This window comes from Sideroxyarcus emersonii (assembly GCF_021654335.1).
Classification (GTDB): domain Bacteria; phylum Pseudomonadota; class Gammaproteobacteria; order Burkholderiales; family Gallionellaceae; genus Sideroxyarcus; species Sideroxyarcus emersonii.
Window position 1 is genome coordinate 2,245,100 of record NZ_AP023423.1, and the last position, 26,626, is coordinate 2,271,725.

22 protein-coding genes are annotated in these 26,626 nt (G+C 63.0%); 13 read left to right on the forward strand and 9 right to left on the reverse strand.

Annotation, left to right across the window (positions count from 1 at the left end; all coding sequences use genetic code 11):
* Positions 1-9: 9 nt before the first annotated feature.
* Positions 10-891, reverse strand: coding sequence for a (Fe-S)-binding protein (locus tag L6418_RS10850; RefSeq protein ID WP_237246937.1), 882 nt, complete (start codon positions 889-891; stop codon positions 10-12).
* Positions 892-1,121: 230 nt separating this feature from the next.
* Between L6418_RS10850 and L6418_RS10855 the strand changes: the two genes are divergently transcribed.
* Positions 1,122-2,069 (forward strand): LysR family transcriptional regulator, encoded by a 948-nt coding sequence (locus tag L6418_RS10855; RefSeq protein WP_237246938.1) that lies wholly within the window; start codon positions 1,122-1,124, stop codon positions 2,067-2,069.
* Here the strand turns inward: L6418_RS10855 and L6418_RS10860 are convergent.
* Genes L6418_RS10860 through L6418_RS10870 form a run of 3 tightly spaced genes read right to left on the reverse strand, consistent with a single transcriptional unit; the run spans position 2,053 to position 5,271 of the window.
* Positions 2,053-2,868 (reverse strand): pyruvate, water dikinase regulatory protein, encoded by an 816-nt coding sequence (locus tag L6418_RS10860; RefSeq protein WP_237246939.1) that lies wholly within the window; start codon positions 2,866-2,868, stop codon positions 2,053-2,055. The genes L6418_RS10855 and L6418_RS10860 overlap by 17 nt on opposite strands.
* Positions 2,869-2,920: 52 nt before the next feature.
* The gene (locus L6418_RS10865) at positions 2,921-5,008 is read right to left on the reverse strand and encodes a sodium:solute symporter family protein (RefSeq protein WP_237246940.1); all 2,088 of its coding nucleotides are present in this window, start codon (positions 5,006-5,008) and stop codon (positions 2,921-2,923) included.
* Positions 5,008-5,271 carry a DUF4212 domain-containing protein gene (locus L6418_RS10870; RefSeq protein ID WP_237246941.1) on the reverse strand — a complete coding sequence of 88 codons (264 nt, stop codon included), beginning with the start codon at positions 5,269-5,271 and terminating at the stop codon, positions 5,008-5,010. The genes L6418_RS10865 and L6418_RS10870 overlap by 1 nt, the downstream gene beginning before the upstream one ends.
* Before the next feature lie 168 nt (positions 5,272-5,439).
* Here L6418_RS10870 and L6418_RS10875 point away from each other — a divergent pair, with 168 nt between their 5' ends.
* Both L6418_RS10875 and L6418_RS10880 read left to right on the forward strand, forming a co-directional pair.
* On the forward strand, positions 5,440-6,114 hold the full coding sequence (locus L6418_RS10875; protein WP_237246942.1) for a response regulator transcription factor: 675 nt from the start codon (positions 5,440-5,442) through the stop codon (positions 6,112-6,114).
* Positions 6,115-6,183: 69 nt separating this feature from the next.
* Positions 6,184-7,578: an ATP-binding protein gene (locus L6418_RS10880; protein WP_237246943.1), complete on the forward strand. Its 1,395-nt coding sequence runs from the start codon at positions 6,184-6,186 to the stop codon at positions 7,576-7,578.
* Positions 7,579-7,657: 79 nt separating this feature from the next.
* On the opposite strand, the gene actP is transcribed toward L6418_RS10880, so the two are convergent.
* From actP to trpC, 5 genes are all read right to left on the reverse strand, one after another.
* Positions 7,658-9,409 carry a cation/acetate symporter ActP gene (gene actP, locus L6418_RS10885; protein ID WP_237246944.1) on the reverse strand — a complete coding sequence of 584 codons (1,752 nt, stop codon included), beginning with the start codon at positions 9,407-9,409 and terminating at the stop codon, positions 7,658-7,660.
* The gene (locus L6418_RS10890; protein ID WP_237246945.1) at positions 9,406-9,717 is read right to left on the reverse strand and encodes a DUF485 domain-containing protein; all 312 of its coding nucleotides are present in this window, start codon (positions 9,715-9,717) and stop codon (positions 9,406-9,408) included. Before L6418_RS10890 ends, actP begins: the two co-directional genes overlap by 4 nt.
* A 124-nt stretch (positions 9,718-9,841) precedes the next feature.
* Positions 9,842-10,549, reverse strand: a complete 708-nt coding sequence (locus tag L6418_RS10895) for a PolC-type DNA polymerase III (protein ID WP_237246946.1) — start codon at positions 10,547-10,549, stop codon at positions 9,842-9,844.
* Entirely contained in the window at positions 10,546-12,447 is a 1,902-nt protein-coding gene (locus L6418_RS10900) for a DUF294 nucleotidyltransferase-like domain-containing protein (RefSeq protein ID WP_237246947.1), read from the reverse strand. Before L6418_RS10900 ends, L6418_RS10895 begins: the two co-directional genes overlap by 4 nt.
* A complete protein-coding gene (gene trpC, locus L6418_RS10905) occupies positions 12,444-13,253 on the reverse strand; it encodes an indole-3-glycerol phosphate synthase TrpC (RefSeq protein WP_237246948.1) in 810 nt (269 codons plus the stop codon). The genes L6418_RS10900 and trpC overlap by 4 nt, the downstream gene beginning before the upstream one ends.
* A 52-nt stretch (positions 13,254-13,305) precedes the next feature.
* Between trpC and L6418_RS10910 the strand changes: the two genes are divergently transcribed.
* From L6418_RS10910 to L6418_RS10955, 10 genes are all read left to right on the forward strand, one after another.
* On the forward strand, positions 13,306-14,595 hold the full coding sequence (locus L6418_RS10910) for a glutamate-5-semialdehyde dehydrogenase (RefSeq protein ID WP_269807811.1): 1,290 nt from the start codon (positions 13,306-13,308) through the stop codon (positions 14,593-14,595).
* A 37-nt stretch (positions 14,596-14,632) separates the two neighbouring features.
* Positions 14,633-16,399, forward strand: coding sequence for a dihydrolipoyl dehydrogenase (gene lpdA, locus L6418_RS10915; protein ID WP_237246950.1), 1,767 nt, complete (start codon positions 14,633-14,635; stop codon positions 16,397-16,399).
* Positions 16,396-17,166 carry a DUF4197 domain-containing protein gene (locus tag L6418_RS10920; protein WP_237246951.1) on the forward strand — a complete coding sequence of 257 codons (771 nt, stop codon included), beginning with the start codon at positions 16,396-16,398 and terminating at the stop codon, positions 17,164-17,166. Before lpdA ends, L6418_RS10920 begins: the two co-directional genes overlap by 4 nt.
* Before the next feature lie 89 nt (positions 17,167-17,255).
* Positions 17,256-17,816 carry a TetR/AcrR family transcriptional regulator gene (locus tag L6418_RS10925; protein WP_237246952.1) on the forward strand — a complete coding sequence of 187 codons (561 nt, stop codon included), beginning with the start codon at positions 17,256-17,258 and terminating at the stop codon, positions 17,814-17,816.
* A complete protein-coding gene (locus L6418_RS10930) occupies positions 17,813-18,844 on the forward strand; it encodes an efflux RND transporter periplasmic adaptor subunit (RefSeq protein WP_237246953.1) in 1,032 nt (343 codons plus the stop codon). Before L6418_RS10925 ends, L6418_RS10930 begins: the two co-directional genes overlap by 4 nt.
* Positions 18,845-18,851: 7 nt before the next feature.
* Positions 18,852-20,624, forward strand: coding sequence for an ATP-binding cassette domain-containing protein (locus L6418_RS10935; protein ID WP_237246954.1), 1,773 nt, complete (start codon positions 18,852-18,854; stop codon positions 20,622-20,624).
* Positions 20,621-21,775, forward strand: a complete 1,155-nt coding sequence (locus tag L6418_RS10940) for an ABC transporter permease (RefSeq protein ID WP_237246955.1) — start codon at positions 20,621-20,623, stop codon at positions 21,773-21,775. The genes L6418_RS10935 and L6418_RS10940 overlap by 4 nt, the downstream gene beginning before the upstream one ends.
* A gap of 2 nt (positions 21,776-21,777) precedes the next feature.
* Positions 21,778-22,887: an ABC transporter permease gene (locus tag L6418_RS10945; RefSeq protein ID WP_237246956.1), complete on the forward strand. Its 1,110-nt coding sequence runs from the start codon at positions 21,778-21,780 to the stop codon at positions 22,885-22,887.
* Between the two features lie 50 nt (positions 22,888-22,937).
* Positions 22,938-23,357, forward strand: coding sequence for a YqaA family protein (locus L6418_RS10950; protein WP_237246957.1), 420 nt, complete (start codon positions 22,938-22,940; stop codon positions 23,355-23,357).
* A 90-nt stretch (positions 23,358-23,447) separates the two neighbouring features.
* Positions 23,448-26,450: a PAS domain S-box protein gene (locus L6418_RS10955; protein ID WP_237246958.1), complete on the forward strand. Its 3,003-nt coding sequence runs from the start codon at positions 23,448-23,450 to the stop codon at positions 26,448-26,450.
* Positions 26,451-26,626: the final 176 nt, after the last annotated feature.

The following is a 26,626-nucleotide window of genomic DNA, read 5'->3' on the forward strand; positions in this document are numbered from 1 at the left end:
GATTGCCCCCTATGCCTCTGCCATGGCTGGTAATGGTTCGATACGGATGATCTTTTTGGCGGATTTGCCCTTGATGACCTTGTCGCCCTCGAGCCAGACGATGGCGCCGGTGGGACAGCGTTCGATGGCCTGCCGGCTCGCGCTATCGTTCCTGGCGTAGTCGATGACGGCGAGATTGCGTTCGAGGTGGATCAGCCCGGCCGCGCCGTCAGCCACGCAACGCCCGCAGGCGGTACAGGCCACTTCGCAAGCGGCCTCTGCCGTATCCGGAGCGGATTCGTTGCGGCAAGCCATCCACAGTTTGTGCGACACGCCCTGGATGGAGAACAGATCCTTCGGGCAGATGTCGACGCAGTCGCCGCAGGCGGTGCATTTGGCCAGATCGACTACCGGCAGGCCGTGACTGTCCATGGCGATGGCGTCGAAATCGCACACGTCGGCACAATCGCCCAGCCCGAGGCAGCCCCAGGCGCAGCTCTTGCCGCCACCGCCTGCGACTGCGGCGGCGCGGCACGACGACAGGCCGGCATAATGGGCCCGCATCTTTGCCACATGTCGACCGCCCGCGCAGGCAAGACGGGCGACACGCTTTTCCACGTCACCCAGTGCAACGCCCAGCAACGCGGCGATGACCTTGTTTTGTTCCGGAGTATTGACGGTGCAGGAAGCCGGTTCGATCCTGCCGGCCACGGCCTGTTCGGCGAAGTTGCGGCAGCCCGCCGTGCCGCAGGCACCGCAATTGGAATGCGGGAGCAGTTCTTCGACCTGGTCGATGCGGGGATCTTCGTACACATAGAGCCGCTTGCTGGCAATCGCCAGGAAAAACGCCAGCAGGCCGCCCAAACCGGCCATGAAGGCTCCCGTCACCAGTACGCTATATGCTGTTCCCATGTCTCTCCCCGCTTCAGTAACTCATTGCTGGAAAACGGGAATCATTCCCCGCCAACCGCCGATTTACTTACACCCCACCAGGCGCCAGAGCAACCACAAAACCCTATATTTTTTACTGCTTTTATATGGGCGCAGAGTAAACCAGGCCGGAATCATTTCGCGAATCAATTCTTTCAATCATAATTATTAATATGTGAAATACTCGAATGACAGCGCGGGGAGGACACCGGATGAGCACCGAAAAACAGAGCTACTACAAGAACAATCGCCTCAAGCAGATGCGGGCTTTTTGCGAAGTCGTCCACACCGGCAGCGTCACCCTGGCCGCGCAGAAGCTGTTCCTGAGCCAGCCTTCGGTGACCCTGCAGATCCAGGCGATGGAACGCGAACTGGGCGTGACCGTGTTCGAACGCCGCGGTCCGGTCCTCAAACTGACGCCCGACGGGGAAACCCTGTATGCGCTGGCCAAGCCGCTGGTGGAAGGCATCGACGGCCTTGAGGAGAATTTCGCCGCCCAGCACGGCAAGCTGGATTCGGGCGAACTGAACATCGGCGCGGGCGAATCGACCATCCTGTATATCCTGCCGGAAGCAGTGCGCCGCTTCGTCACCGCCCATCCGCGCATCCAGCTGAAGATCCACAACGAGACCGGGCGCGACGGATTGAAGATGCTGCGTGCCGACGAGATCGACCTCGTCGTCGGTTCCATGCTGGACGTGCCGGACGACATCACCTACCAGCCGGTGGTCACGTTCGATCCCGCACTCATCGTTCCGCTCGGGCATCCGCTGGCCAGCCGCACCGAAGTCACGCTGGAAGAGATCAGCCAGTACGGCCTGATCCTGCCGCCCCGCCATCTCTCGACCTGGCGCATGGTCAAGTATGTGTTCCAGCAGCACAACCTGACGTTCACCGTGACGCTGGAAGCGGGCGGCTGGGAGGTCATCAAGAAATATGTGGAACTGGGGATGGGCATCTCCATCGTGACCGACATCTGCCTGACCGGGACCGAGAAGCTGGCACGCATCCCGCTCAAGCAATACTTTCCGCAACGCGGCTACGGCCTGGTGCTGCGCAAGGGGCGTTTCCTGTCGCCGCAGGCACGGCGCTTCGTTGAGATACTGAACGAGGTCTACGACCTGGAACCGGCCTCCGCCGGGCTCACCGTTCGAGATTGAGTTCCTGCATCAGTTGTACCGCCAGTTCCTCGATGGAACGCGAGGTGGTGTCGAACCACTTGATGCCTTCGCGGCGCATCATGCGTTCCGCCGCCGCAACCTCGTAACGGCAGTTCTCCAGCGAGGCATATTTGCTGTTCGGGCGGCGCTCGTTGCGGATGCGATGCAACTGCTCGGGCGCGATGGTCAGGCCGAACAGCTTATTGCGATAAGGCTTCAGCCGCGAGGGCAGATGGTCGCGCTCGAAATCCTCCGGGATCAGCGGATAGTTGGCCGCCTTGAGGGAAAATTGCAGTGACAGGTACAGGCTGGTCGGCGTCTTGCCGCTGCGCGACACGCCGACCAGGATGATGTCGGCGCTTTTCAGGTCCGCATCCGATACGCCGTCGTCGTGGGCCAGCGCAAAATTCATGGCCGCGATGCGCGAGTTGTATTCCGGGTTGGCATGGCCGTGCGACCGCCCCATGACGCGGGTGTACCTGCAGTCGAGCTCCTGCTCGAGCGGTGCGATGAAGGCGTCGAACAGGTCGATGAAGAAGGCCTCCGCCTGGTGCAGGATGGCGCCGAGTTCGGGATTGGTCTGGGTCATGATCACGATGGGGCGAACCCCTTCGCGCCGGCTGACTTCATTGATGCGCGCCAGGCATTCCCGGGCCTTGTCCTCGCTGTCGAGGAACGGGAAGCGCAAGGGCCGGAATTCGATTCCTTCGAATTGCGACAGCAGGCCGTGCCCCAGGGTCTCGGCGGTGATGCCGGTGCCGTCGGATACATAGAACACGGTGCGTTTCTGGGTTGTCATGGTTCTGCTGCCTTGAATGGTTATGCCTGCTCTTGCCTTGCTGCAAGCCGGGTCAGGCTATCCGGTCCTTGCTGTCGCTTTCCAGATAGGGATAGCGGACATGGTCGACCAGCTCCTGCATCTCCTTGCCGGGCGCAGCGGTCAGCAGACTGCCGACGATGACGCCGACGAAGCCGGCCAGCATGCCGAACATGCCCGAGGCGATCGGACTGATATCCCACCAGAGCGGCGCATTCACCCCGAAGAACGGATAGGTCATGTACATGTAATACATGCATACCGCCAGGCCGCCGATCATCCCGAGCACCGCTCCCGCCCTGTTGGCACGCTTCCAGAACACCCCCAGCGCCAGCGCCGGGAAGAACGCGGAAGCGGCCAGCGAGAACGCCGCCCCCACCAGGAACAGGATGTGGCCGGGCTTGAGCGAGGTGATATAGGCGGCGAACACCGCCACCGCGAGCAGCAACGCCTTGGCGATGAACAGGCGCCGTCCGGTCGGCGCCCTGGGGTCGATCATCTTGTAATACACGTCATGCGACAGCGAATTGGAGATGGTCAGCATCAGTCCATCCGCCGTGGACAACGCAGCGGCAAGTCCTCCCGCCGCCACCAGTGCGGTGACCACATAGGGCAGGCCGGCGATCTCCGGTGTCGCCAGCACAATCAGGTCGCCGCCGATATTGACCTCGGCCAGCTGCACGATGCCGTCGTGGTTGATGTCGGTCACGCTCATCAGCGACTTGTCCACCGACGCCCAGGCAGACACCCAGCTCGGCAGTTCGGAGAAGCTGGAGCCCACCAGCAGGGTATACACATCGTACTTGGCCAGCACCGCCAGCGCGGGCGCGGTAATGTAAAGCAGGGAAATGAAGAACAGCGCCCAGAACACCGACTGGCGCGCTTCCCGCACCGTCGGCGTGGTGTAGAAACGCATCAGGATATGCGGCAGCGCAGCCGTACCGACCATCAGGCACAGCACCAGTGCCAGGAAATTCTTGCGTTTCTTGTCGCGCGTCGCCTGGTCCGGGCCGGCAAAGGGTTCCGCATGCGCCGCGATCGGGGCGGCCTTGGCCCGGTCCGTTTCGGCAGCCGCGCGCCATGCTTTGCGTGCCGCTTCGACATCTGCGGGAAACTCCGCCACGGCCTTGTCGGCGGCCGCGACGGCCTTGGGATCCGCATCGCGCTTGCCCTTCAGCTCGGCGGCCACCTTGACCAGCTTGCCTTTCTCTTCGGCCAGGTAGGCAGCCCCGCCCACCTCCAGCGCCTGCAATTCGTCCTCGATCGTCTTCTCGCGCTGTTTCAGGATCGCGCGCACCTCGGCTTCGCGCGCGCCGTCTGGCGTGGCCGGGTCGTTCAGCGCCTGTTCGCGTGCCGTGACCTTCTGCAGCACATAACCATAGGCGACCTGCGGCACCGGGTTGCCGGTGTGTTTCACCGACAGCCAGATCACCGGGATCATGTAGGCCACGATCAGGATCACGTATTGCGCCACCTGCGTCCAAGTCACCGCCCGCATGCCTCCCAGGAACGAGCACACCAGGATGCTGCCCAGGCCGACGAACACACCGGTGCCGAAATCCAGCCCGGTGAAGCGGCTGGTGATCAGCCCGACGCCGTAGATCTGCGCGATCACATACGTGAACGAACACAGGATCGCCGCGAATACCCCGATGGTGCGCGGAATGCGGCCGCCGTAGCGCGCACCGAGGAAATCGGGGATGGTGTACTGGCCGAACTTGCGCAGGTACGGGGCCAGCAGCAGGGCCACCAGCACGAAACCGCCGGTCCAGCCCAGCACGAAGGCCAGACCGTCGTAGCCTGACAGGTACAGCGTGCCTGCCAGGCCGATGAAACTGGCGGCCGACATCCAGTCGGCACCGACCGCCATGCCGTTGAAAAACGCCGGCACACGCCGGCCGGCCACATAATATTCCGCGACGTCGGAGGTGCGGGACAGAATGCCGATTCCGGCATACAGCAGCACTGTGGCCCCGAGGAAGATGTAGCCCAGCATCTTGTTGGGCATACCCATCTGCTCGAAGATGGACAGCAAGACGACGAAGCCGATGAATCCGCCCGTGTAGAGCGCATAGTAACGTTTGAGTTGTGCGACGAAGCGCGATTGCGCAGGTGCGGCCATCACCGATCGCCTTCCTGCACGTCGTATTCGCGATCCAGGCGATCCATGCGCCAGGCGTAATAGCCGATCAGGATCAGGTAGATCAGCAATGCGCCCTGCGCCGCCATGAAGAACGAGAGCGGAAAGCCCAGAAGGGTTATGGACTGCAGGTCGCGGGCGAACCAGCCAACGACGAAAGTGGCCACGAACCAGATTGCCAACAATATCCCGGTCAGGCGCAGGTTCTTCTGCCAGTATTCCCTGTGCCTTTGCGTCAACTGCATGTTTCCCCCTGTCAAAACAAAGTCCTCCGGATCCTGCCGGCCTGCAGGGTTGGACAATTCACCTCTTCCACTTAGAATGTCTCTCAAGCAGGGCGGGTGCGATACCTGACATCCACTCGTCCCATGGAAGGAACTTAACCCTCAATCCTTACACGGTACTTACACCCAATGCGTATCCTGATCGCCGAAGACGACGAAGTTCTGGCGGATGGTTTATGCCATTCCATGCGCCAGTCGGGTTATGCCGTCGACTGCGTCAAGGACGGCCTCGCTGCCAACCTGATCCTGAGCGGCGAACAACCGTTCGACCTCGTGATCCTCGATCTGGGCCTGCCCAAGGTGGACGGCTTCAGCGTGCTGCGCAGTCTGCGCGAGAACAACCGCCAGGTCCCCGTCATTATACTCACAGCGCGCGATGCCGAAGGCGACCGGGTCAAAGGCCTGGACCTCGGCGCCGACGATTACATGATCAAGCCGTTCAGCCTGCCCGAACTGGAAGCCCGCGTGCGCGCACTGATACGGCGCGGACAATGCGGCGTGAATCCGGTCTATACCTGCGGCACGCTGACCTTCGACAGCGTCGGGCGCCGCGCCGCGATCAGCGGCACCACACTCGAACTGACCACCCGCGAGATGAGCGTGCTGGAAGCGCTGATGCTGCGCACCGGCTGGGTGGTCAGCAAGGAACAATTGCTGGAACGGCTCTACAGCTATGCGGAAGAAGCCAGCAACAACGCCATCGAGGTCTACATCCATCGCTTGCGCAAGAAGATCGAGCCGGCCGGTGTCACCATACGCACCATACGCGGCCTGGGTTATGTCATCGGCAGTCTGCCCTCCTGAACCGGAGGGCGCGTTCGTTCCCGCTGTCCAAACACACCGTCAAACCTGGCAAGACCCATAAGGAGCGTCATGGAAAACAACATCCGTTCCCTGCGCAGCTACCTGATGCAGCGCTTACTGATCTCCCTCTACCTGCTGTGGATCGTCAGCACCATCGTCGGCTATTTCGCCACCATCAACTACGCCAACCAGCCCTACGACCTGGTATTGCTGCAGCGCGCCAACGAGGTGGCGGCCGAACTCCAGCTGGGCAGCGGCCACGAGAAGCTGGATGTGGTTCCCACCCTGCCCGACGGTTCGGACCTGGGCATGCCGGACCGGGTGCTCTATACCGTGACCGACAGCGAAGGCAGGAAGCTCGCCGGCAACGGCAACACCTTGCGGCCATTGTCTTACCGGCGTGACCGCAAAGGCCCGCTGTTCAGCAATGGCGAACGTGAAGGACAGAAGACGCGCATGGTCAGCCTGACCTTCCCTTCCCGTAACGGGGTGCTGCAACTGCATGTCTCCGAAACCACGCAGCAGCGCCAGGCACTGATACGCGGCATCCTGGCCAACATCGTCATCCCGGAACTGCTGCTGACGCTGATCGCACTGGCTGTGGTGTGGTATGGCCTGAAACAGGGCTTGCGCCCGCTCGAACAATTACGCCACGAAGTGGTCAACCGGCGCCGCAACGACCTGAGCCAGCTCGACGGCAGCAAGGCCCCCGCCGAGGTGCGTCCGCTGATCGATGCCGTCAACAACCTGCTGGAACGATTGAAGCTGGTGATGGCGGCACAACAGCGTTTCGTCGCCGATGCCGCGCACCAGTTGCGCACGCCGTTCGCAGGCCTGAAGACGCAATCCGAACTGGCCCTGCGCACGGACGACCCGGAACGCAAACAGCATGCGCTTGAACACATCCACACCAGCACCCGGCATGGCATCCGCCTGGTCAACCAGCTGCTCGCACTGGCCCGCAACGAGCCGGACGCACAGCGCACCGACAATTTCGCGGTGCTCAACCTGAACCGCCTGGCGCAGGAATGCACCGTCAACTGGGTGCAGATGGCGCTGGAAAAGGACATCGACCTGGGCTACGAAGGCACCTCCACGATGATCGAGGTGCATGGCGATGCCACCAGCCTGGCGGAGATGCTCAACAACCTGGTCGACAACGCGATCCGCTATACCCAATCGGGCGGACACATCACCGTCGCCGTCCGGGCGACGCCTCAAGGCCCCGAGTTGAGCGTGGAAGACAACGGCCCCGGCATCGAGCCGCAACACCGCGAACGCGTGTTCGAACGCTTCTATCGCGTCCTCGGCAGCGGGCAGAGCGGCAGCGGCCTCGGCCTTTCCATCGTCGCCGAAGTCGCCAAGCGCCACGGTGCCGAACTGAAGCTGGGCGCCGGCAGCGGCGACATCGGCACGCGCATCAGCGTGCGCTTTCCGCTGCGCAGCCCCAGCGCCGCGAACTGAAGCGATGCAGCCGCTGCGGCGCAAATGAAAAGGCCACCGGGGCGACCCGGTGGCCTTTCCTGATGCAACCCGCTACTGCCTAGTGCGAAGCGCCCACTTCGGCGCCCAGGCCGGTCTCGGCACGGATCATCTGTGCATCGAACGCAGCCCGTTCTTTCTTCGCGCTTTCGCTGTTGTCGGTGATCGAGGCGATATAAGCGACGATCAGCACGGTCGGCAACACGACGAAGGTCGGGAAGTCATACGGGAAGATGGCGGGGCCCATGGCCAGCACCTTGGTCCAGACCGTCGGGCCGATGATCAGCAGGCCGATGGAACCGAACACGCCGGTATAGCCGCCGAGTACCGCGCCACGTGTGGTCAGGCCGCGCCAGAAGAGCGACAGGACCAGGATCGGGAAGTTGGTACAGGCCGCGATCGAGAAGGTCAGCGCCACGATGTAGGCGACGTTCTGTTTCTCGAAGGCGATACCCAGGATCACGGCGAGCACACCCAAACCGATCACCATCATCTTCGACATCCATACTTCCTGCTTCTCGGTCGCCGTGCCCTTCATGATCACGTTCGCATAGATGTCATGCGACAGTGCGGAAGCGCCTGCCAGCGTCAGGCCCGATACCACGGCCAGGATGGTGGCGAAAGCGACCGCGGCGATGAAGCCGAGGAAGAAGTCGCCGCCGAGCGCGTGCGACAGATAGACCGCCGGCATGCTGCCGCCACCCTTGAGCACGAGCACGCTCTTGGTCAGGTCAGCCACATACTCCGGGTTGTTGGCCACAAGGACGATCGCGCCGAAACCGATGATGAAGGTCAGGATGTAGAAGAAGCCGATGAAGCATGTTCCGTACAGCACCGATTTGCGCGCCGCTTTGGAGTCGGTGACGGTGAAGAAACGCATCAGGATGTGCGGCAAGCCGGCAGTACCGAACATCAGCGTCAATCCGAGGGAGATGGATTCGATCGGATTGGCCTTCGCCCCGATGGGCACCACGGACTTCATGATGTCCAGGTGTTTCGGGTGAGCCGCGACAGCGTCATTGAACAGCTTGGCGAAACTGAAGTTCTCGTGTGCCATCACGCCGATCGCCATCATGGTGGCGCCGCCCAGCAGCAGGCCGGCCTTGATGATCTGCACCCAGGTCGTGGCCTTCATGCCGCCGAAGGTAACGTAAGTGATGATCAGCGCACCGACGACCACGATCGATTCACGATAGGAGATCTGCGGCACCAGCGTATGCAGCAGCTGTCCGGCACCCACGGCCTGACCGATCAGGTACCAGATGACCACGATCAGGGAACTGATCGCCGCCATGGTGCGGACCGGACCCTGCTTGAGGCGGAACGAGACAACGTCGGCATAGGTGAACTTGCCGAGGTTGCGCAGGCGCTCTGCGATCAGGAACAGGATGATCGGCCAGCCCACCAGCCAGCCCACCGAGAACAGCAGGCCGTAAAAGCCGTTGAAATAGACCAGTGCGGCGATCCCGAGGAAAGAGGCTGCCGACATGTAGTCGCCGGCGATGGCCATGCCGTTCTGGAAACCGGTGATGCCGCGTCCGGCAGCGTAGAAATCGCTCGCCGTCTTGGTGCGGGTCGCGGCCCAGTAAGTGATGACCAGCGTCACCGCCACGAACAGCACGAACATCACGATGGCGTGCCAGTTGAGCGGCACTTCCGCAGGTGCGGCGGCCGGCGCAACGGCTGAAGCCGATGCCACGGCGGATGCCGTAGCCACCGCCGAGACTGCCGCATCGGCGGCTTGAGCCAGGCCGGAAGCGAACACCCCGATCATGGCCAGCAAAGCAAAGAACGTGTTCTTGAATATTTTCATTTGGAAGCCTCGCGCACGATTTCACTGACGATAGGATCGAAGGTCTGGTTCGCCTTGTAGACGTAAACCCCCGTGAGCACGCAGGATGCCAGGATCACACCGACGCCCATGAGCATGCCGAGCGGGATCACGCTGTCGGCCGCAATAGGCTGGGTGAGGACATCTGGGGCAAACGCGATCATCAGGGTAAAACCGAAATACATCACGCAAACCACCGCAGACAGTGTCCAGGCAAGCGTATCGCGCTGCCTGACCAGCTGAAGGTATTTCGGATTGCTCTGTATCTTGCTTGCAATCAATTCGGACATGACTTCCTCCCTCCGTAAACGACAATTATCAAAAACATCCAGCAAAACAATAAACTAACTCAGAATGGATTTCCCTCCACCCATTCGCGCTACCGCATATAAGGTTACGTCAGGAATCTTACGGTTAGCTTACATCGCGCAACCAGCGATGCGACTTTTCGAGACCGTACAAGCCCCCGAAATCATTGATGTTTTTCTTGCGCGCCTGGGCGGCAGCGACCTGGAACAGCTGCGCGGTCGCCAATGCGTCCGCCAGCGCATTATGCCTGGCCTCGATGCGGATACCGAAGCGCCCGATCCAGTCGTCCAGCGTACGGTGGCTCTCCATCAGAGGGCGGTTCAAGGCCGGCATCACATACGCCAGATCCAGCCACTCGTGCCTGAACGAGAACCCCAGATACTGGCGCACGGCACGCCGGATCATGGTCTCGTCGAATGCGACGTGGAAAGCCACCAGCCGCGACGGCCCCAGATATTCGAGAAAGGCCAGCAAGGCCTCCACGGGATCGACGCCATCGCGTTGCGCGGTGCTGGAAATGCCGTGCACCAGGATGTTCTCCTTGGCGCTGCTCTGCTGCTGCTGCAGCACGACCGAGAAACTGTCGCCCAGCGCGATGCGCCCGTCCACCACCGCCACCGCCCCGATGGAGATCAGCGTATCGGTGATCAGGTTCAGGCCCGTGGTTTCGACATCGACCACCACATAGCGCCCATGCTGGAGATCGTCGCCGTCGCCCGCAGCGGGCAGTGCGCGCCAGCCGGCCAGGCGGGCTTTCTGTTGCGCACTCAGGCGCGGCGCGGGGGCGAACCAGCGTTGCAGCAGCCTTCTCAAAGCTGGTAATCCAGTCGCAGCTTGGCCTGCGCCTTGCGCGCCTGACGGAAGGCCTCTTTGAGGATGCGGCGGTCCAGTTCGTTCAGCGACGCGGGGTCGATCAGGTTATCCAGCGCCTTGTCGTTCTGGCCCCTGGCGCTGGATTCGTCGTGATGGCGCAGGCGCAGCACCTGGATGAACAGCAACGCATCGATCCAGGCCTCGATCTCCGATTCGGGCAGGTTCATCTTCGCCGCGCTCAGGCGCAGGCGCTGGATGGTATTGGTTTGCGTCACGCCGACCGCCAGGCTGAAGATGCGCGCCGCATCCACGAACGGTGTGATGCCGTTGAGCTTGAGGTCGATCCGGTTCGAATCGTTGAGGACGAAATCGCGGATCACGCCCAGCGGTGGCCGGTTGCGCAAGGCGTTCTCGGCCATCATGTAGAGGAAGCGGCTGTTGTCGCTGGCCACGCGCGCCAGCCACTCGCGCAGGTCCCCGGCCAGATGCTGCGCCCCATACAAGGCACGGAAGTCGAAGAAGATGCTGGCATACAGCAGGGATTCCGGCGTGCCGCCCCTGATCCAGGCCGAGAAGGCCTGCTTCCATTCCGCCAGCGACAGGCACCATCTGGGGTTGCTCGCCATGATCTCGCCCTTGCACAAGGGGAAGCCGCACAGCGCCAGGCTTTCGTTGATGCGCCGCGCCACCGGCAACAGCGTCTCGCGCACCTGGTCCTCGGTCATGCCGGGCGGCACTTCGAAGATGATCGCATTGTCCTGGTCCGTGTTCAGCGTCTGCTCGAAACGCCCTTCCGACCCCAGCGCCATCCAGCACATGCCGGCATGCAGGGGAGTGTCGTACAGGCCGCTGGCCTTGAACTCCAGCTCCACCACGCGGGCAGCAAGCAGGTCGTTGAAGGTGGAGATGAACTGGGTCAGCTGCTCCGGCGCCACGCCCTGCGCCATCATGTTATGCGCCATGCTGCGGATGTCCGCCGCGCCCTGTTGCAGCACCTCGACGGTATCGGCATGCCGGATGGTCATGCCGATCTGGCGCAGCCCCACCCGTTGCAAGGCAAACAGGTCCTTTTCCGTCACCAGGCCAAGCAATCGCCCATCCTCGACCACCAGCACGTGACGGAAACCCTGCCTGGCCATGGTCAGCGCCGCCTCGTACGCCAGCGCGTGCGGCGGCAAGGTCTCCAGCTGCTTCGACATCACGCCGATCACCGGCTGGTCGAGATCGATCTGGGGCAGGGCGATGCGTTCCAGCACATCGGGCAGCGTCAGGATGCCGCAGGGGCGCCCGCCTTCATCCACCGCCACCATCGAGCCGACATGCTGTTCGTGCATGAGCTTCAGCGCCTGCCGTACCGTCGCCTGCGGCAGGCAGGTGACCGGCGCGCGCCGGATGATCGCCGACAGCGGGCTGGCCAGCGACTGCTGTTCGACGCTCGAATGGCTGTACTGCGCCTGGATGACCTGCTTGGAATGTTCCAGCAGGTTGGCGATGCGCCGCGTGCAGAAATCGCGGAACGCGGCGCTCATGTCGATCAGCCGGCGGAAATCCTCGGCGCCCAGTTCATAGCAGAAAGAGTCGCTGCCGGCACGGTAGACGCTGGCGACAGGCCGGCTGGCCAGCAACGCCCCGAGCGGGAAACACTCCCCTTCCGCCAGTTCCAGCCAGGTATCGGCCTCGGAGGCATGGGCGACGTTCTGTTCGCCGTGCACCATGCCCTGCTTGATCACCAGGAAGCGGTCGACCGCGCCCTGCTGGGGAGAAACGATCACCTCGCCCTCCGCGTAATAGCCGAGATGCATGCGCTCCATCATCCACAGCATGTGCTCCGTTTCCATGCGGTCGAACGGCGCATGCCTGACGATGAACGAAAGCTCGGAGGGATGGATCGCGCTCATGCACCACCGAAGATTTTGGCCAGCTCGGTTCCCGGATCGTCCGCGCGCATGAACGCCTCGCCGACGAGAAAGGCATGCACCTGGTGGTCACGCATCAGCTGCACGTCCTGCGCGGTGAAGATGCCGCTCTCGGTGACCACGATGCGGTCGTTGCCCGCGTCCGCGGCTGCGATGCGCGGCAGCAGATCCAGCGTCGTCTGCAGGCTGACCTCGAACGTGCGCAGATTGCGGTTGTTGATGCCGATCAACGGCGTCGCCAGCTGCAGCGCGATCTCCAGCTCCTTGCCGTCGTGCACTTCCACCAGCACCGCCATGCCCAGCTTGTGCGCCAGTTTCTCCAGCGCCTTCATCTGGTTCAGGGTCAGGGCCGACGCGATCAGCAGGATGGCATCCGCCCCCATCGCCCGCGCCTGGTAGACCTGATACTCGTGCACCATGAAATCCTTGCGCAGCACCGGCAGGCTGCAGGCGGCCCGCGCCTGCTGCAGATACTCCGCGCTGCCCTGGAAGAACTGTTCGTCGGTCAGCACCGACAGGCAGGCCGCTCCGTGCCGGGCATAGCTACGTGCGATCTCCGCCGGGCGGAAATCGGCACGGATCACCCCTTTGCTGGGACTGGCTTTCTTGATCTCCGCGATCACCGCGGCGTGCCCGCCTGCGATCTTGTCGCGGATGGCACCGACGAAATCGCGCGCCGGCGCAGCCTGTTCGGCTTCGGCGCGAATGGACGGCAATGGCTTGGCCGACAGTGCGGCCGCTACTTCCTGGTTCTTGACCGCCAGGATCTTGTTGAGAATGTCGGACATGGCGCGCTCTCTATGAATAGAGTGCGCATTCTAGCGCAAGCGGAATGCTAAAATGCTCGCCACTCGCAACATTGGAACCATCATGGAAGATATCAAGCAATACATGAAGTCCGTCGGACAGCAGGCGCGCGCCGCATCGCGCCTGATGGCACAGGCCGACACCTCCACCAAGAACCGCGCGCTGCTTGCCATCGCCGACGCCATGTTGCGCGACAGCGCCCGGCTGATCGCCGAGAATGCCAAGGACGTCGCCGCCGCGAAAGCCAATGCACTGGATGCCGCCTCGGTGGACAGGCTCACGCTGACCGAGAAGACGGTGAAGGGCATGGCCGAAGGCCTGCAGCAGATTGCCGCCCTGCCCGACCCCATCGGCGAGATCAGCGACATGAAGTACCGTCCTTCCGGCATCCAGGTCGGCAAGATGCGCGTGCCGCTCGGCGTCATCGGCATCATCTACGAATCGCGGCCCAACGTGACCGCGGATGCCGCCGGCCTGTGCCTCAAGTCCGGCAACGCGGCAATCCTGCGCGGCGGCTCCGAAGCCATCCATTCCAACCAGGCCATCGCTGCCTGCGTGCACCAGGGATTGCGCGAGGCCGGCCTGCCCGAAACCGCGGTCCAGGTGATCAAGACCACCGACCGCGCCGCCGTGGGCGAGCTCATCACCATGAAAGAGCATGTCGATGTGATCGTGCCGCGCGGCGGCAAGGAACTGATCGAGCGCGTTTCCAGCGAAGCGCGCATCCCCGTGATCAAGCACCTGCACGGGGTGTGTCATGTGTACATCGACGACGAAGCCGACCTCGCCAAGGCCATCCGCATCGCCGACAACGCCAAGACCCACCGCTACGGCGTATGCAACGCGATGGAAACCCTGCTGGTGCATGCCGGCGTCGCGGCGCAGGTGCTGCCGGAACTGTGCAAGATCTATCTGGACAAGGGTGTCGAACTGCGCGGCGACGATGCGGCGCGCAAACTGGTCGCGCAGATGAAGGCCGCGACCGAAGAGGACTGGCACACGGAATACCTCGCGCCCATCCTCAGCATCCGGGTGGTCGCCGACCTGGACGAAGCGCTCGCCCACATCGCCACCTACGGCTCGCAGCATACCGACAGCATCGTCACCGAGAACTACACCCGGGCGATGCGCTTCCTGCGCGAAGTGGATTCCAGCAGCGTGATGGTGAACGCATCGACCCGCTTCGCCGACGGCTTCGAGTATGGGCTGGGGGCCGAGATCGGCATCTCCACCGACAAGATCCACGCGCGCGGCCCGGTCGGTCTGGAAGGACTGACGTCGCAGAAATATATCGTGCTCGGCAACGGGCAGATCCGCATCTGACAAGAAATATAAAATCTGAATCGAAAGAGGAAACGACATGAGCCAAACCATCGAAATCAAGGTGCCTGACATCGGCGGATTCAAGAACGTCGCCGTCATCGAGATCGCCGTCAAGGCCGGCGACAGCGTGGACAAGGAACAGGCGCTGATCACGCTGGAGACCGACAAGGCCACCATGGACGTACCCGCGCCCGCCGCCGGCACGGTGAAAGAAATGAAGGTCAAGGTCGGCGACAAGGTCAGTGAAGGCTCGGTCATCCTGCTGCTCGACAGTGCCGAGGTATGCGTGCCGAGTGCCGGGCCCAAAGTAGCGGCTGCTCCGGCTGCCCCCCAGCCATCCCCCGCCCCGACTCAGCACCCGGCACCCGGCACCCAGCACTCCGTCAAAGGCGACATCCATGCCGAAGTGGTGGTGCTCGGCGCCGGCCCTGGCGGCTATACCGCGGCGTTCCGCGCTGCCGACCTCGGCAAGCAGGTGGTGCTGATCGAGAAGCACGCTTCGCTCGGCGGTGTCTGCCTCAACGTCGGTTGCATCCCGTCCAAGGCGCTGCTGCATGTGGCCAAGGTCATCAACGAAGCGGAAGAAGTCAGCCATCACGGCGTGACCTTCGCCAAGCCGAAGATCGACATCGACCAGATTCGCAGCTGGAAGGAAAGCGTGATCGGCAAGCTCACCGGCGGCCTCGCCGGACTGGCCAAGCAGCGCAAGGTGCAAGTGGTGCGCGGGGTGGCCAAGTTCACCTCGCCCAACAGCCTTGAGGTGGAAACTGCCGAAGGCAAGAAAGTCGTCACCTTCGACCACGCCATCGTCGCCGCCGGCTCCAGCGTGGCACGCATCCCCGGCTTCCCCTACGACGACCCGCGCATCATCGATTCCACCGGCGCATTGGCGCTGCAGGATGTGCCCAAGCGCATGCTGGTGATCGGCGGCGGCATCATCGGCCTGGAGATGGCCACCGTATATGACGCGCTGGGTGCGAAGATCTCGGTGGTCGAGCTGATGGACCAGCTGATGCCGGGCGCGGACAAGGACATGGTCAAGCCGTTGCACACCCGCATCGGCAAACGCTACGAAGCCATCATGCTGAAGACCAAGGTCACCAAGATCGAAGCGACCAAGGTCGGCCTGAAGGTCACCTTCGAAGGCGAGCAGGCCCCTGCCGAAGCGCAGGTCTACGACAAGGTGCTGATGGCGGTGGGCCGCCGCCCGAACGGCCGCGAGATCAATGCCGAAGCAGCCGGGCTCGTGGTAAATGAACGCGGCTTCATCCCGGTCGACAAACAGATGCGCACCAACGTGCCGCACATCTTCGCCATCGGCGACATCGTCGGCGACCCGATGCTGGCGCACAAGGCGGTGCACGAAGGCAAGGTGGCAGCGGAAAACATCGCCGGGCACAAGGCCTTCTTCGAGCCGCTGACCATTCCTTCCGTGGCCTACACCGACCCCGAGATCGCCTGGATGGGCCTGACCGAGACGCAGGCCAAGGCACAGGGCGTCGAATACGAGAAAGCGTCCTTCCCGTGGGCCGCTTCCGGCCGTGCGCTGTCCATCGCGCGCGAAGAAGGTTCGACCAAGGTGCTGCTCGATCCGAAGTCACGCCGCATCCTCGGCATGGGTATCGTCGGCGTGAATGCCGGCGAACTGATCGCCGAAGGTGTGCTGGCGCTGGAGATGGGCGCGGACATGGAAGACATCGGCCTCACCATCCATCCGCACCCGACACTGTCGGAAACGCTGTGCTTCGCGGCCGAGATGGCGGAAGGCACCATCACCGACCTGCTGGCACCGAAGAAGAAATGATGCAACGTGCCCTGTTGCTCGGCATGCTCGCGTTGAGCATGCCCGTCAGCGCGTTCGACCTGGACCAGCTCAAGGGCAGACTGAACGAACTGGAGCAGCAGCCCGCCACAACTTCGGCCGCTCCCGCTGCCAAGCCCTCCGGGCTGGCACAGTTCTCTGCCCAGGAACAAACCACCAGCCTGAAACAGGCGCTCACACAGGGTGCGGAAACCGCCGTGACCAATCTCGCCAAAGAGAACGGTTACCTGGGCAACGACAAGGTGCGTATTCCGCTGCCGGATAACCTGCAACGGGCCGACCACACCATGCGCAGGCTCGGCCTCGGCAAATATCCGGATGAGCTGATCACCTCCATGAACCGCGCCGCTGAAGCTGCCGTTCCCGAAGCCAGAACGCTGCTGCTCGCAGCGGTGAAGAACATGACGGTGACCGACGCCAGGGAAATCCTGCTCGGCAACGATGACGCCGCCACGCAATATTTCCGCCGCAATACCGAAACCGCGCTGGGCACAAGATTCAAGCCCATCGTCACGCAGTCCATGCAGAATGTCGGCCTGGCCCGAACCTATGACCGGTTTGCCGGCAAAGGCGCTCAACTCGGCCTGGTCAGCCAGCAGGATGCCAACCTCGAGGATTACATCACGCGCAAGGCGCTGGACGGCCTGTTCCTGATGATGGCCGAGCAGGAAAAGGAGATACGCGCCCATCCTTTGCAGGCCGCCGGAGATCTGGCCAGGAAGGTCTTCTCCGCATTGCGCGGGCAATAACCGCGCTTTTCCATCCCCCCCGGCCGGCATTTGAAGTTTGCCGGCAAAATTGGTAGCCTTACCAAACGAAACATTCTCCGGGTGGCGCCATGAGCATCAAGCAAAGCATCCTGATCGCAGGCTCGACACTGTTGCGCGAGAAAGGCGTGAGCGCGTTGACGCAACCGCAGATCGCGCAGGCAGCCGGCATCAAGCAGAGCCACCTGACCTATTATTTCCCCAAGCGGGCGAACCTGCTGCTGGCCATCGCCGAATTCACCCTGCACGGCCTGATGGACAGGATTGCCGCACAACTGCAGGCAAACCCGCGGGAAAAAACGCTGGCAGACGGTCTCGCGCGACTCCTGATCGATGGCCTGCCGCCGCGGGTTCTGCTGGGCCTGATCGTCGCGTCCGACAGCGATCCCGACATCCGCAAGCCGCTGCGCAAGCTGATCCGACATGTACGTCTGTCGATCCGCCACCTGCTGGAACAGGCAGGCATCGCCGCCGACGATGAGGCCGCACTGCTGTTCCATGCCACCATTATCGGCCTCGCCGTCATGCACCAGGCCAGGCTGAACAGGGAATCCGCCGCCGAAGTGCGCAGCGGCCTCGACCGCCTGATACATACGCTGACGCCACATCCGGCACCACGGAGACGCCCATGAAACGAAAACTCCTGCTGTTCTTCCTTGTTGCCGGCATGCTGGGATCGGCCGGTTTCACGGCATGGCATTTCGGCAATCGGCCGGATGCCGATGCCGGCGCGCTGACGCTGTACGGCAACGTCGATATCCGCCAGGTGCAGCTGGCGTTCAACGGTTCCGAACGCATCGCCACCCTGCTGGCGAGGGAGGGCGAAGCCGTCAAAAAAGGCCAGCTGCTGGCAACGCTGGATTCCGAACGCCTGGCCCGCACGGTCGAGCTGCAGCAGGCACAGCTCGCATCGCAGCAGCAGGTGCTTGCCCGGCTGGAAGCCGGCAACCGCCCGGAAGAGATCAGCAAGGCCGACGCCGACGCCGACGCGGCGCGCATCGCCGCCGACAATGCCGCGCATACCTATCAAAGAACGAAGGAGCTGGCCGCGCAGCATTTCGTCGCACAGCAGCAGGCGGACGACGCACTGGCGGCGGCCGATGCGGCACAATCCAGGTACAGGGCGGCGCAGGAAACCCTGAAGCTCGCGCGGCTGGGACCGCGCCGTGAAGACATCGCGGCGGCACGGGCCATGCTGCAAGCCAACCGGGCCGCACTGGAAGTGGCGCGCAAGGCGCTGGCCGACGCATCGCTGTATGCGCCGGACAACGGCATCATGCAGGAACGCATCCTCGAGCCCGGCGACATGGCATCGCCGCAGCGCCCCGTCTATACGCTGGCGCTGACCGATCCGGTCTGGGTGCGCGCCTACGTCCAGGGACCAAATCTCGGCAAGCTGCAGCCGGGGATGCGCGCCACGGTGAGCACCGACAGTTTCCCCGGCAAGCATTATGCGGGCTGGATCGGTTATATCTCGCCGACCGCGGAATTCACGCCGAAATCGGTGGAGACCACCGAAGTGCGCAGCAGCCTGGTCTACCAGGTACGCATCTTCGTATGCAACCCGCAGGGCGAGCTGCGCATGGGCATGCCTGCCACGGTGAACATCACTCTTGGACAGCCAGCCGCGCAGGACGCAGACCGTTGCCGGGATTCCTGAGGAACCCGTGACAACCGCCGGCCAGATCGCGCTCGAAGTCAACGACATCTCCAAGTCGTTCCATGCCGGTGCTCGGCAGGTGCGGGCGTTGCAGCAAGTCAGCTTCCGCGTCCGCCATGGCCTGGTGACCGGCCTGGTCGGTCCCGATGCCGCAGGCAAGACCACGCTGATGCGCCTCGCCGCCGGTCTGATGCTGCCGGATGCAGGCAGCATCAGCGTGCTCGGCCTGGATGCGGCCACGCAATCGCTGCAGGTGCAGGGCGCGATCGGCTACATGCCGCAGCGCTTCGGCCTGTACGAAGATCTTTCCGTGCAGGAGAATCTCGATCTCTATGCCGACTTGCAGGGCGTACCCGCAGCGGAACGCACGGCACGCTATGCCGAACTGATGCGCATGGCCGGACTGGAACCCTTTACCCGACGCCTGGCGGGACGGCTTTCCGGCGGCATGAAACAGAAGCTGGGCCTCGCCTGCGCGCTGGTGCGCCAACCCGCGCTGCTGCTGCTGGACGAACCGACGGTCGGCGTCGATCCGCTGTCGCGGCGCGAGTTATGGGACATCGTGTACCGCCTGGTGCGCGAACACGGCACCAGTGTGCTGCTCAGCACCTCCTATCTGGACGAAGCGGAACGCTGCGACGAAGTCGTACTGCTGCATGAGGGCCGCCTGCTGGCACAGGGTACACCCGGCGAATTGCGCGACACCATGCGCGGCCGCACCTACGAGGTCGATACGGCGAACACCGACAAGCGCATGCTGCTGGCCCGTCTGGCTCAGGCGCCGGGCGTGCTGGACAGCCTGATACAGGGCGATCACATCCGCGTGGTGATGGCGGATGTCGCCCCGTCCGGCTCTGACAGGCTGCTGCCCGAGGCAGGCGGCATTGTGCTGAACCCCATTGCACCGCGGTTCGAGGACAGCTTCATCTCTCTGCTCAAGGCGAACACCGGCGGCAGCAGTATCGTGCTGCCTGCGTTGATCGAACCGCCCGCATCGCGGTTTGCTACAGCAGTCCCGGGCCAGCCCGTCATCGAAGTGAGCCAGTTGCAGCGCCGCTTCGGCAACTTCTACGCGGTGAACAACCTTGAATTCTCGGTCGCCCGGGGCGAGGTGTTCGGCCTGCTCGGAGCGAACGGCGCGGGAAAATCGACCACCTTCCGCATGCTGTGCGGGCTGCTGCCGCCCAGCGGCGGCACGCTGCGCGTGGCCGGCGCCGACCTGCGCCATGCCGCCGCCGCGGCACGGGCGCGCATCGGCTACATGTCGCAGAAGTTCTCCCTGTACGGCAATCTCAGCGTGGCGGAAAACCTGCGTTTTTTCGGCAGCATCTACGGCCTGTCCGGGAAAAAAGGCAAACAGCGCATCGATTGGGCACTGCAGGAATTCGAGCTGGCAGCCGTCGCCGAATTCAGCAGCGGCGACCTGTCGCTCGGCTATAAGCAGCGTCTTGCGCTGGCGTGTGCGCTGATGCACGAGCCGGACATCCTCTTTCTCGACGAACCCACGTCCGGGGTCGATCCGCTGGCCCGCCGCGAGTTCTGGTCGCGCATCAACGTGCTGGCCGGCCAGGGGGTGACCGTGATGGTCACCACCCATTTCATGGAAGAAGCGGAATACTGCGACCGGCTTGCCATCATGGCGTCCGGCGAGATACTCACGCTGGGAACGCCGGCCAGCATCAAGAACCAGGCGCGCTCCGTGCAGCTGCCCGAGCCGACCATGGAAGACGCGTTCGTCGCGCTGATCCGCGCGCACGAGCAGCGGGAGGTGGCAGCATGACCCATGGCGATGGAAACCGTAGCGAGCGAGCCGGCAATGCCGGCATGCGCCTGCGCGGGCTGATGCGCAAGGAATTCCTGCAGATCGTGCGCGACCCGAGCAGCATCGCGATCGCCTTCCTGATGCCGATCTTCCTGCTGCTGCTGTTCGGCTACGGCGTATCACTGGATTCCGAGCACATCCCGCTGGCGCTGGTGGTGGAACAGCCGGGAGCGGACACGGCGGACTTCGCCGCCGCATTGCACCAGTCGCGCTATTTCGACACGCGCCTGTACGACAACGCCGCCACCGCGCAGGAGGCGATGCTGGCCGGACGCGCCAGCGCCATCGTGGTGTTGCGCGAGGATTTCGCGAAGCAGCTGCGCCAGGCCGGCGGCGCGCCGGTCCAGCTGATCGTCAACGGCGTGGATGCGAACACCGCGCGCATCGTCACCGGCTACGTGCAAGGGGCATGGGGCAAATGGCTGGAACACTATGAGCTGCAGCGCGGACTGTCGCCGGACGTGCCGGTCCGGCTGGAGCAGCGCGTGTGGTTCAACGGCGAGCTGCGCAGCCGCAACTTCCTGGTGCCGGGGCTGGTCGCCATCATCATGACGCTGATCGGCGCACTGCTCACCGCGATGGTGATGTCGCGCGAATGGGAGCGCGGCACGATGGAGGCCTTGCTGGTCACGCCGCTGTCGATGAGCGAAGTGATCGTCGGCAAACTGCTGCCCTACTTCATCCTCGGCCTGGGCGGGCTGGTGCTGGCGGTGGGCATGGCGCTGTGGATGTTCGATGTGCCCTTGCGCGGCTCGCTGTGGGTACTGTTCGCGGCCTCGGCGCTGTTCCTCGTCACCGCCTTGGGCATGGGCCTGCTGATCTCCACCGTGGCGCGCAGCCAGTTCGTGGCCGGGCTGGTGGCGCTGGTCGCCACCTTCCTGCCCGCGTTCCTGCTTTCCGGCTTCATCTTCGACATCGGCAGCATGCCCCCGATGGTGCAGCTCATCACCCACCTGATCGCCGCGCGTTACTACGTGGCGATCCTGCAGACCGTCTTCCTCGCCGGCGACGTGTGGAGCGTCATCCTGCCGAATGCGCTGGGACTGCTGATCCTCGCCTCGGTCTTTCTCGGCCTGACCTGGCGCAATGCGCGCAAGCGACTGGAGTAGCCATGCCCGGACGGATACTCGCACTGATGCTGAAGGAATTCCTGACGCTGCTGAAGGACAAGCGCAGCCGGCTGGTGCTGATCGTTCCGCCGCTGATCCAGCTGGTGGTGTTCGGCTACGCCGCGACATTCGACCTGAAGAACGTCCCTTTCGCCGTTTACAACGAAGACCGCGGCGCAGCAGCGCGCGAATTGCTCGCGTCCTTCGACGGCTCGCCCAGCTTCACCCAGGTGGCGCAGGTCGATCATGAACAGCAGATCGCCCCGCTGATCGACGGCAAGCAGGTACTGATGGTGGTTCACGTCGGCCCGCATTTCAGCGCGGACCTGCAGGCCGGGCGGACGGCAGCGCTGCAGATCATTGTGGATGGCCGCAATTCCAACACCGCCATGCTGGCGATCAACGACGTGAGCGTCATGGTCGACCGCTTCAACCGCGAGTGGGCTGCCAGCCATGGCGGCAGCCTGCCGCCGTCGCACATCGAGACGCGAGCCTGGTTCAATCCCAACCTGGAGAGCCGCTGGTTCTTCCTGCCCGGCATCGTCGGCATCCTCACGCTGCTGGTGACCATGCTGGTCACCGCCCTGTCGGTCGCGCGCGAACGCGAGCAGGGCACATTCGACCAGCTGCTGGTCACGCCCTTGCGCCCGGTGGAGATATTGATCGGGAAAACGCTGCCGGGATTCATCATCGGCATGGCTGAATCCAGCCTGATCGTGCTGGCCGCAGTGTTCTGGTTCAAGGTGCCGCTGCTCGGCAGTCTGCTCACCCTATATGCAGGTATCGCGCTGTTCCTGCTTTCCGGCGTCGGCGTGGGCCTGATGATCTCCTCGCTCGCTCTCACCCAGCAGCAGGGATTGCTGGGCGCCTTCATCTTCATGGTGCCAGCCATCATCCTGTCCGGCTTCGCCACCCCGATCAGGAACATGCCCGCGCTGGTGCAGGCCATCACCCTGATCGACCCGATGCGCTATTTCCTGGTGGTGCTGCGCGGCGTGTTCCTGGAAGGTTTGCCGTTCCACCTGCTGCTTTCCCAGTTCTGGCCGATGGCGCTGATCGGCCTTGCCTCCTTCATCATCGCCGGCTGGCTGTTCCGCCACCGCATGTACTGATCAAGAATGCGAAAATATCCTTCGCCCCAACTTCCTCTGTCATCCCGCCGATGGATACCCTGAACGCCATCCTCAGCAGCGACCTCAGCCTGTGGGGCCTGTTCGTCAGCAGCTTCCTCGCCGCCACGCTGCTGCCGGGCGGTTCCGAGGCCGTGCTGTTCGGCGTACTGAAGCTCCACCCCGAACTGTTCTGGCCTGCGCTGTTGCTGGGCACGCTCGGCAACACGCTGGGCGGCATGGTGACCTTCGGCATGGGCTGGCTGCTGCCGCAGACGCAGCAACTCAAGCATGTCGAAAAAGTGCGGAAATACGGCACACCCGCGCTGATGCTGGCCTGGGTGCCGCTGATCGGCGATGCACTCTGCCTCGCCGCCGGCTGGCTGCGCCTCAGCTGGTGGCAGGCCGCGCTGTTCATCGCCATCGGAAAATTCGCACGCTACTGGGTGGTCGCGGTCTTCACCCAGATTTGACCCTGCCGGCATATCGCAAATGCCCGGTGATGTTGCATCCGCCCCCGCTACCGACTACATTGCCTGCACTACAACCAGAATCCCAGTTCGATGAGCAAACACCTGACTCCTGCTGGCATCGCCCTGCTCTACGGGATACTTGCCGCCCTGTGGATATTCCTCTCCGACAAACTGCTGGCGCTGTTCCTGCCAGAGCACGCACTGGCGCTATGGATCAACCTGTTCACTGGCCTGTTCTTCGTCGCCGCCACCGCGCTGCTGCTGTTCCTGCTGATGCGCAAACTGCTCCGGCAAGCAACGGACAAGGACAAGCAGCTCAAACTGTTCTACGACCTGCCCTTCATCGGAATGGCCATCAGTTCGGCGGACAGCAAGGCGTGGCTGTATGCGAACGACCGCCTGTGCGACATGCTCGGCTACACCCGTGCCGAATTGCAGCAGACCACTTGGGCCGACATCACCCACCCTGATGATCTGGACAGCAACATTGCGCAATTCGAGCGCATGAAGGCGGGCGAGCTCGACGGCTATACCCTGGAAAAGCGATTCATCCGCAAGGACGGCAGCACCATCGCTGCGAACATCAACGTCAAATGCACGCGCGGAGCCGACGGCAAGGCCAACTATATCGTCGCGCTGGTCGACGACATCACCCAGCGCAAGCGCGCAGAACTGGCACTACGCAAGAGCGAGGCAACCTACCGCTCGCTGTTCGACAACATGCTGAACGGTGTCGCCCACTACCGCATGATCTTCCGCGACGGCATCCCGGTGGACTACGAGTTCATCGCCGTCAACCCGGCCTTTGCGCAGACCACTGGCCTGAGGGATGTGATAGGCAAGAAGGTCAGCGAAGTGATCCCCGGCTATGCCGCAGCCAACCCGGACTCGTTGCAGGTGTTCGGCAAGGTCGCCCAGACCGGCGAGCCGACACGCTGGGAACACTATCTGGCCGCATTGGACAAATGGTTCTCCTTTTCCATCTACAGCCCGGCACCCGGAGAGTTCGTCGTCGTCAGCGACGATATCAGCGAGCACAAACGCGCCGAGGCGGCGCTGCGCGAAAGCGAGGAACGCTTCCGCAACATCTTCAGCAATGCTGTCGATGGCATACTGCTTGCGGATGCGACGACCAAAAAATTCGTCATGAGCAACCCGGCGATCCAGCGCATGCTGGGTTACAGTGCCGAGGAACTGCTCCAGCTCGGCGTGGACGACATCCACCCAGAGCGCGACCTGCCCGAGGTGTTGACCAGGTTCGACCAGCAAGTGAACGGTAAAATCACGCTCGCTCCAAACCTGCCTGTAACCCGCAAGGACGGCTCTATCCTGTATGCGGACATCAATGCCGCACCGGTCATGATAGGCGGCAAATCCTACCTGATGGGGTTCTTCCGCGACATTACTGATCGAAAACAGACCGAGGATGCGTTGCACCAGGCCGCCACCGTGTTCGAGCACAGTCACAACGGCATCATCATCACCGACCTGGATGGAAACATCTTGGCCGCCAACCAGTCTTTCTTAAAGCACACGGGATACAGCGAAGCGGAACTGCTGGGCAAGAATCCGCGCATCCTGCATTCGGGCCGCCAGGGCAGGGATTTCTACCTGAAGATGTGGGGCAATATCCGCGAGGCTGGATTCTGGCAGGGCGAAGTATGGAACCGGCGCAAGGACGGTCAAATCTATCCCACTTGGCTGGCCATCAGTGCAGTACTCGACAATCAGGGCAAAACCACGCATTACGTCGGCATCTCGTCCGACCTCAGCCAGCTCAAGCAGTCCGAGGCGGAACGCGAACACCTGGCGCATTTCGATCCGCTCACCGACTTGCCCAATCGGCTGCTGCTGCAGTCGCATCTGACCCACGCGCTGGCGCATGCGCAGCGGCACCGCACACAGCTCGGCGTGCTGTATCTCGATCTGGACCGCTTCAAGAACATCAACGACAGCATGGGCTACCTGATCGGCGACGAGCTGCTGGTCAAACTGACCGAACGCCTGACCATGCACATGCGCAGCGAGGACATGCTGGCCCGGCTGGGCGGCGACGAGTTCCTGCTGGTGCTGGAGCACATCAACAGTCCGGAAGACGCAGCCATCGTGGCCAGGATGTTGCTTGAACAGTTGTCGCAACCCTTCGTGCTGCCCAGCGGACAGGAAATCTTCATCGGCGCCAGCATCGGCATCAGCATCTTCCCCAACGACGGAGACAATGCCGAGCAAATGATCCAGCATGCCGACGCCGCCATGCACCAGGCCAAAAAGCAGGGCCGCAGCACCTACCGCTTCTATACCGATGCACTCACCCGCGCCGCCGGCGAACACCTGGAACTGGAGATCCGGCTGCGTCATGCGATCGGGGCAAACCAGTTGCGCGTGTATTACCAGCCGCAGGTCGATATCGCGAACGGCCACATCGTCGGCGCCGAAGCGCTGGTGCGCTGGCAAGATCCCGAACGCGGCCTGATCCAGCCGGTAAATTTCATCCAGCTGGCGGAAGAGACCGGCCTGATCGGCGCCATCGGCGAATGGGTGCTGCGCGAGACCTGCCGGCAGGGGGCGCAATGGATCGCCGCAGGTCTGCCGTTCCTGACGCTGGCAGTGAATCTCTCGCCGCACCAGTTCATGCGCGGCAATATCGTGGAACTGGTGTCCAAGGTGCTGACCGAGACCGGCTTCCCGGCCGACCGCCTGGAACTGGAACTGACCGAGAGCGCGCTGATGGCGCAGGAAGAAGATGCCGTCAAGATGCTGCACCTGCTGCGCGCGCAGGACATCCGCCTGGCGATCGACGATTTCGGCACCGGCTATTCCTCGCTCGCCTACCTCAAGCGCTTCCCGCTCGACATCCTGAAGATCGACAAGAGTTTCGTCGACGACATTCCCTTCCATCAGGACGACATGGAGATCGCCGCCACCATCATCGCGATGGGCCATACGCTGGGCTTCAAGGTATTGGCCGAGGGCGTCGAAACCGCGGAACAGTTGGGCTTCCTGCAGGCAAAGGGCTGCGACCTGTACCAGGGCTATCTCACCAGCCCGCCACTGCCTGCGGCCGAGTTCGAAAAACTGCTCAGGAAGAAATGACGCCGTCAGCCTGCGCCCGGCGGACTACCGTTCGTCGGCGCCACGCGGTGCGCCGCGATCTTGCGCCCCGTGCCCGCATCCACCGTCACCGGCACATTTCAGGAGAGACGGGACATTCCCTTGCCGCGCGCCTGTCGGATGGCCGATTTGCAACAGAAGGTATTTATTACACAATG